This is a genomic window from Bradyrhizobium sp. 62 (assembly GCF_023073035.1).
Lineage (GTDB): Bacteria > Pseudomonadota > Alphaproteobacteria > Rhizobiales > Xanthobacteraceae > Bradyrhizobium.
Map to the genome: position 1 here is coordinate 705,041 of NZ_JADPIT010000032.1, position 7,379 is coordinate 712,419.

Genomic DNA, 7,379 nt, shown 5'->3' on the forward strand with positions numbered 1-7,379 from the left:
GCTGGAAGTCGAGGGCAAGCCGTTGCTGCGGGCCTACAGCATGGCGAGCGCCAATCACGAGGAGGCGCTCGAATTCTTCTCGATCAAGGTGCAGGACGGTCCGCTGACCTCGCGCCTTCAGAAGATCAGGGAGGGAGACGTCATCCTGGTCGGCCGCAAGGCCACGGGCACGCTGATCACCGGCAACCTCATTCCCGGCAAACGCCTGTTGCTGCTCTCGACCGGAACGGGGCTCGCGCCGTTCGCCAGCCTGATCAAAGACCCCGACGTCTACGAGAATTATGAAACCATCGTGCTCGCCCATGGCTGCCGCCAGGTCTCCGAGCTCTCCTACGGCGAGCACCTCGTGGAAGGCCTGCGCGATCACGAGTTCTTCGGGCCGCTGATTCGAGACAAGCTCGTTTACTATCCCACCGTTACCCGCGAGCCGTTCAGGAACCGCGGCCGCATCAGCGACCTGATCGCGTCGAACCAGCTGTTCGACGATATCGGTCTATCAGGCCTCGATATCGAGACTGACCGCATCATGCTGTGCGGCAGTCCGGCGATGCTGGAGGAACTTCCAGCGATGCTGTCCGCACGCGGTTTTGTCGAGGGCAATCACAGCAGGCCCGGCCATTTCGTGATCGAAAAGGCCTTTGTCGAGCGCTGAGGCGCAAATCGCAGCCCGGCGACAACTAATTGCTATCGCCGGGACGCCTGCTGAACAAATCTGATGCAAAGGCGCCGGATCTGCCGGCGGACCAGGAGCAAGCGATGTCACTAGATCAGATCGTCGACGGACTTTCGGAGGTTTCCTGCGACGTGCTCGTCATCGGCGGCGGCACGGCCGGCCCGATGGCGGCGTTGAAGGCGAAGCTGAAGAATCCGAAGGCCAACGTCGTCCTGCTCGAAAAGGCCAATGTCAAGCGCTCCGGAGCGATCTCGATGGGCATGGACGGCTTGAACAATGCCGTCATTCCCGGCTACGCGACGCCGGAGCAGTACACCAAGGAAATCACCATCGCCAATGACGGCATCGTCGATCAGAAGGCGGTCTACAAATACGCGCAAAACTGCTACTCGATCATCGAGGAACTCGACAGCTTCGGCATCCGCTTCCTGAAGAACGAGAACGGCGACTACGCCGTCAAGAAGGTGCATCACATCGGCACCTACGTGCTGCCGATGCCGAACGGCGAAACGGTGAAGAAGGCGCTGTATCGCCAGCTCCGCCGCGCCCGCATCCTGATCTCCAACCGCTACATGGCGACGCGGCTGCTCAAATCCGCCGACGGCCGCATTGCCGGCGCGATCAGCGTCAATACCCGCACCGCCGAGATGCTGGTGATCAAGGCCAAGGCCGTTATCCTGTGCATGGGCGCCGCCGGCCGTCTCGGCCTGCCGACCTCCGGCTACATGTTCGGCACCTACGAGAATGCGGCCAATTCCGGTGACGGCTATTCCATGGCCTATCACGCCGGTGCGGCACTGGCGAACCTCGAATGTTACCAGATCAATCCGCTGATCAAGGACTATAACGGGCCGGCCTGCGCCTACGTCGCTGGTCCCTTCGGCGCCTTCACCGCCAACAACGAGGGATCGCGCTTCATCGAATGCGATTACTGGTCCGGCCAGATGATGCTGGAGTTCTACAACGAGCTGCTATCCGGCAAGGGCCCGGTGTTTCTCCAGCTCAAGCATCTTCACCCCGACACCATCTCGGAGATCGAATCGACCCTGCACAAGGTCGAGCGTCCCACTCGCGGCCTGTTCCAGCAGGGGCGCGGCGTCGACTATCGCAGCGAGTCGATCGAGATGCATATCTCCGAGATCGGCTTCTGCTCCGGTCACAGTGCGTCGGGCGTGTTCGTCGACGACAACGCGCGCACCACCGTGCCGGGCCTCTATGCCGCCGGCGACATGGCCAGCGTGCCGCACAATTACATGCTCGGCGCCTTCACCAACGGTTCGGTCGCCGGCATCGACGCGATGGAGTTCGCGGACAATCACGACTTCGCGGAATTCGACGCGGCCGATGTCGCCAGCGAACGTGACCGCGTGATGGCGCCGACCAAACGCAAGGACGGCATTCCGCCGAACCAGATCGAGTACAAGACCCGGCGTCTCGTCAATGACTATCTCCAGCCGCCGAAAGTCACGCGCAAATACGAGCTCGGCATGCGCCGGCTCGCTGAAGCGAGGGAAGACATGCAGGAGCGCATGATCGCGCGCAATGCGCACGAACTGCTCCGCGCGCTCGAAGTCCAGTCGATCATGGATTGCGCGGACATGGCCGTGCATGCCTCGCTCTACCGCGAGGAAAGCCGCTGGGGCCTCTATCACTGGCGGACGGATTTCCCGGAGAAGGACAACGAGAACTGGTTCTGCCACACGCTGCTCAGCAAGCAGGACGGCAAGATGACCAGCGAGAAGCGTGCCGTGGAGCCCTATATCGTGCCGATCGCCGACGACGAGAAGGATCTCTACGACAAGCAGCGCATCCGCGCCACCGCCTGACCCGCCGCACAAATAACAGGAGACATACGATGCCTCTCGCTTCTTATCAGACATCGGTTCCGGTGGTCGTCGACGACGCCAAATGCATCGCGGACAAGGGCTGCACCGTGTGCGTCGACGTCTGCCCGCTCGACGTGCTGCGTATCAGCGATATGACCAACAAGGCCTACATGGCCTATGACGAATGCTGGTACTGCATGCCCTGCGAGGCGGATTGCCCGACCGGCGCCGTCACCGTCAACATTCCATATCTCCTGAGGTAGTCATGTCGAGCCCGTTCGAATCCTACGACGATCTCGAAGATGCCGACGAGCGGCTCCAGGCCGCCGATCCAGGGGAGCGCCGCGTCGCCATCATCGCGCTCGGCCATTCCGGCGATCCCGCAGCGGTCGGCCATCTCGCCAAAATGGTCGCCGATCCCGATGCCGGCGTCCGCCAGCAGGTTGCGATGGCGCTCGGCGAGTTCGATGGGCCGGAGGCCGCCAGCGCGCTGGTCAAGCTGCTTGTCGACCCCGAAAGAATCGTCGCGGCCGCCGCGGCCGACAGCATGGCGGAGTTCAAAGATCCCGCCTGCGCCGAAATCATCCTGCCGCTGGTCAAGCATGCCCACGCCTTCGTCCGCATGGGCGCGTTGCGTGCGCTGAAGGAGCTGCGCTGCAAGGACACCTTGAAACCCGCGCTCGAAGCGCTCCAGGATTCCGATGCCGCCGTGCGGGTGCAGGCGATCGGCGTGATCGGGTTCCTCAAGCTGGAGGAATCGATTCCGGCGCTGACCGCGCTGATCAACGATCCGGACGCGCATGTGCGCCGTGCTGCGGTGAGCGCGCTCGCCTTTTCGCAGATGAAGCCCGCGGCCGAGATGATCACGCGCGCGTTGAAGGATTCGGACTGGATGGTGCGGGAGATGGCCGCGGAAACGCTGGGCCTCAATGTCAACGGATCGATTGCCGCCGACCAGCTCATCGCTTCGCTCAGTGACGAGTTCTGGCAGGTGCGTCTGAAGGCAATCCGCAGCCTTGGCCGGATGAAGATCGAGCGCGCGGTTCGCCCGATTGGCAATTGCGTCAACCACGACCAGGCCAATTTGCGGAAAGAGGCGGCTGCTGCGCTCGGCGAAATTGCCCACCACGACGGCGAAGCCTTCCTTGCTGTCATCGCCGACGATCCCGATCCCGAGGTGCGCAAGAACGCGCGCTGGGCGCTTCAGCAGATTGCGGCGCGAAAAGCGCGGGCGGGGGCATAGAAGCGCGGCGGGCTGCCGCGCTGGACTTCCCGTCCCAGACGTTTATTGGTCTTCGCCAATGTGATAGGCCTCCGCGAGCGAGGCCGATCCGAAAAGAGCGAGGATGCGCCCATGACGACATTGACGGTTAAGGACCTTCTCCCCGAGGACGGCACGCGGGGAACGCTTGTCGGCCGCGTCTGGCTGCCGCAGGCGAATGGCCCGGCCGTGGTCGCCGTGCGTGGCGATGGTGTATTCGACGTCACCGCAAAATTCCCGACCGTCAGCGCACTCTGCGAGGAAGACAATCCGGCGAAGGCGCTTGCCGCGATCAAGGGCGAGCGCATCGGCGATCTCGAGGCTATCGTCGCCAACACGCCGCCCGATCAGCGCGATGCGAAAAAGCCGTGGCTGCTCGCGCCGGTCGATCTCCAGACGCTGAAGGCGGCGGGCGTGACCTTCGCCATCTCGATGCTGGAGCGCGTGATCGAGGAGCGGGCGAAAGGCAATCCGGCCTCGGCCGAAGCGATCCGGCAAGAGGTGACGCGGCTGATCGGCGACGACCTGTCGAAGCTCAAGCCCGGTTCGGACCAGGCGATGCATCTGAAGCAGGTGCTGATCGACCAGAACGCCTGGAGCCAGTATCTCGAGGTCGGCATCGGCCCCGATGCCGAGGTCTTCACCAAGGCGCCGACCTTGTCGTCGGTCGGCACCGGCATGGATGCGGGGCTGCATCCGAAGTCGACCTGGAACAACCCCGAGCCGGAGCTGGTGCTGTTCGTCTCGAGCCGCGGCAAGATCGTGGGCGGCGCGCTCGGCAACGACGTCAATCTGCGCGACTTCGAGGGCCGTTCGGCGCTGCTGTTGTCGAAGGCCAAAGACAACAACGCCTCGTGCTCCATCGGCCCGCTGCTCCGTCTGTTCGACGACAGCTTTACCCTCGACGACGCGCGCAAGCTCGACATCAGCCTGAACGTGAAGGGGCAGGACGGTTTCGTCCTCGACGGCCATTCCTCGATCAGCATGATCAGCCGCGATCCGACCGATCTGGTCGAGCAGACCATCGGCAAGGTGCACCAATATCCAGATGGCTTCGTGCTGTTCCTCGGGACCATGTTCGCGCCGGTCAAGGATCGCGACGCGCCGGGACAGGGGTTCACCCACAAGCGCGACGACATCGTCACGATCTCGGCACCCCAGCTCGGCAAACTCGTCAACCGCATGCGGACCAGCGACGAGTGCGAGCCCTGGACGTTCGGCATCGGTGCGCTGATGAAGAATCTGGCGCAGCGGAAGCTGATCTAGAGCCGGCTTGCCTCGCCGACAGCGGGCGATTGCATAATTGAAATTTGCGGAACGTCGTCATGCCCGGGCTTGTCCCGGGCATCCACGTTCTTTGTCCCGCATGGCAAGGCCGTGGATGGCCGGCACAAGCCCGGCCATGACGATGTGCGTTGGCCAAGCCGCATCATTTCATTCATCCCCCCGTTGCATCTGCGGAACAAAATCGCGCTGGGCGTGTCATAGAAGTCGCCCATTCGCTCGCTGCGCTTTCCCCCTAAATAGTCAGATAATATGACTAGTCGGAACCAAACTTCCGTGAAATAGTCCCTCCTGCCGCCTCAAAGGTCGGCCTGCGGGTGCGATGCTACCAATCGGCGCCCCGGATAACACTGTGGGAGATACGCCTGATGATCCTCAAAGCCCTCTTTGCGGCCAGCGCCACTGCTGCGTTGCTGCTCGCGCTGCCGGCGAATGCCGCCGAGCTCACCATCGGCTTCTCGCAGATCGGATCGGAATCCGGCTGGCGCGCGGCCGAGACCTCGGTCTCCAAGCAGGAGGCCACCAAGCGCAAGGTCAATCTCAAGATCGCCGACGCGCAGCAGAAACAGGAGAACCAGATCAAGGCGATCCGCTCCTTCATCGCGCAGAACGTCGATGCGATCTTCCTCGCGCCCGTCGTCTCGACCGGCTGGGACTCGGTGCTGAAGGAAGCCAAGGAGGCCAAGATCCCGGTCGTGCTGCTCGACCGCGACATCGATCCCTCCGGGAAGGAGCTCTATCTCACCGCCGTGACCTCCGACAGCGTTCACGAAGGCGAGGTCGCCGGCGACTGGCTGGCGAAGACCGTCGGCGCCAAGGCCTGCAACATCGTCGAATTGCAGGGCACGGTCGGCGCCAGCGTCGCCGCCAACCGCAAGAAGGGTTTTGACACCGCCATCGCCAAGCACGCGAACCTGAAGGTGGTGCGCAGCCAGACCGGCGACTTCACCCGCGCCAAGGGTAAGGAAGTGATGGAAAGCTTCATCAAGGCCGAAGGCGGCGGCAAGTCGATCTGCGCAGTTTATGCGCACAACGACGACATGATGGTCGGCGCGATCCAGGCGATGAAGGAAGCCGGCCTCAAGCCGGGCAAGGAGATCCTCACCGTCTCGATCGATGCGGTCCCCGACATCTTCAAGGCGATGGTCGCCGGCGAAGCCAATGCCACGGTCGAGCTGACGCCGAACATGGCTGGCCCCGCGCTCGATGCCATCGCGGCCTTCAAGGACAAGGGCACCGTTCCGCCGAAATGGATCCAGACCGAGTCGAAGCTCTACACGCCCGCCGATGATCCGCAGAAGATCTACGACAACAAGAAGGGCCTCGGTTACTGAGGCGAGAGTGTCGCCGGACGGCCGCGTTTCGGCAGTCCGGCGATCCCGCTCGAAACCGCCGCGCGAACGAACAGGCTCCGTGTCCGCATCGTCAGCGGGCGCCGCTGGGAGTGAATTTGTCATGGAGAACAGCCCGGATTCCGCTGCTTCCCTGCTGGAGGTGCGTGGGATCAGCAAGAGCTTTGGCGCCGTGCGTGCATTGCAGGAGGTCGACTTCACGCTTCGCGCCGGCGAGATCCATGCGCTGCTCGGCGAGAACGGCGCCGGCAAGTCCACGCTGATCAAGGTGATCACGGGCGTGTTCCCGCGCGATGCTGGCATCGTCAGGATCAGCGGCGAAGAGGTCGCGCCGCGCTCGGCCAAGGCGGCGGTTCAGGCCGGCATCGCCACGGTCTACCAGGAGGTCAATTTGCTGCCGAACCTCTCGGTGGCGCAGAACCTGTTCCTCGACCGGCAGCCTATGCGCTTCGGCATCGTGCGTGAAGGCGAGATGCGGCGTCGCGCGAAGTCGCTGCTCGCGGATTTCGGTCTCGACATCGACGTATCAGCGCCGCTTGGCAATTATTCGGTGGCGATCCAGCATGTCACCGCGATCGCGCGCGCCGTCGATCTCTCGGCGCGCGTGCTGATCCTGGACGAGCCGACCGCGAGCCTCGATCGCCATGAGGTCGAGATCCTCTTCGGCGTCATGCGTCAGCTTGCCAAGCGCGGCATTGGCATCGTTTTCGTCAGCCATTTCCTCGACCAGGTCTATGAGATCTCCGATCGTATCACCGTTTTGCGAAATGGTCGCCTGGTCGGCGAGCGCGAGACCGCGTCGCTGTCGCGGCTCGAGCTGATCCGGATGATGCTCGGCCGCGAGCTGGCCGAGACCACCAGTGCGCGGGCATCGGCAGGCGCACAGACGACGCGTGAAGTCTGTGCGAGCTTCGAGGGTTACGGCAAGGCCGGCTATGTCGCGCCGTTCAATCTCGAACTGCGGCATGGCGAAGTGGTTGGTC

General features: G+C 63.3%; 7 protein-coding genes. All 7 read left to right on the forward strand.

The window, feature by feature from the left end; all coding sequences use genetic code 11:
* The coding region (locus tag IVB47_RS32695) for a ferredoxin--NADP reductase (RefSeq protein WP_247467631.1) at positions 1 to 652 on the forward strand (652 nt) is incomplete at its 5' end.
* Between the two features lie 104 nt (positions 653 to 756).
* A complete protein-coding gene (locus IVB47_RS32700) occupies positions 757 to 2,499 on the forward strand; it encodes a fumarate reductase/succinate dehydrogenase flavoprotein subunit (protein WP_247467634.1) in 1,743 nt (580 codons plus the stop codon).
* Positions 2,500 to 2,528: 29 nt separating this feature from the next.
* Positions 2,529 to 2,762: a ferredoxin family protein gene (locus tag IVB47_RS32705; protein WP_007593252.1), complete on the forward strand. Its 234-nt coding sequence runs from the start codon at positions 2,529 to 2,531 to the stop codon at positions 2,760 to 2,762.
* A gap of 2 nt (positions 2,763 to 2,764) precedes the next feature.
* Positions 2,765 to 3,742 carry a HEAT repeat domain-containing protein gene (locus IVB47_RS32710; protein ID WP_247359804.1) on the forward strand — a complete coding sequence of 326 codons (978 nt, stop codon included), beginning with the start codon at positions 2,765 to 2,767 and terminating at the stop codon, positions 3,740 to 3,742.
* A gap of 111 nt (positions 3,743 to 3,853) precedes the next feature.
* Entirely contained in the window at positions 3,854 to 5,026 is a 1,173-nt protein-coding gene (locus IVB47_RS32715) for a fumarylacetoacetate hydrolase family protein (protein WP_247407698.1), read from the forward strand.
* Positions 5,027 to 5,412: 386 nt separating this feature from the next.
* Positions 5,413 to 6,378: a galactofuranose ABC transporter, galactofuranose-binding protein YtfQ gene (gene ytfQ, locus IVB47_RS32720; protein ID WP_276576888.1), complete on the forward strand. Its 966-nt coding sequence runs from the start codon at positions 5,413 to 5,415 to the stop codon at positions 6,376 to 6,378.
* Positions 6,379 to 6,499: 121 nt separating this feature from the next.
* On the forward strand, positions 6,500 to 7,379 hold an 880-nt coding region (locus IVB47_RS32725; protein ID WP_247467636.1), incomplete at its 3' end, for a sugar ABC transporter ATP-binding protein.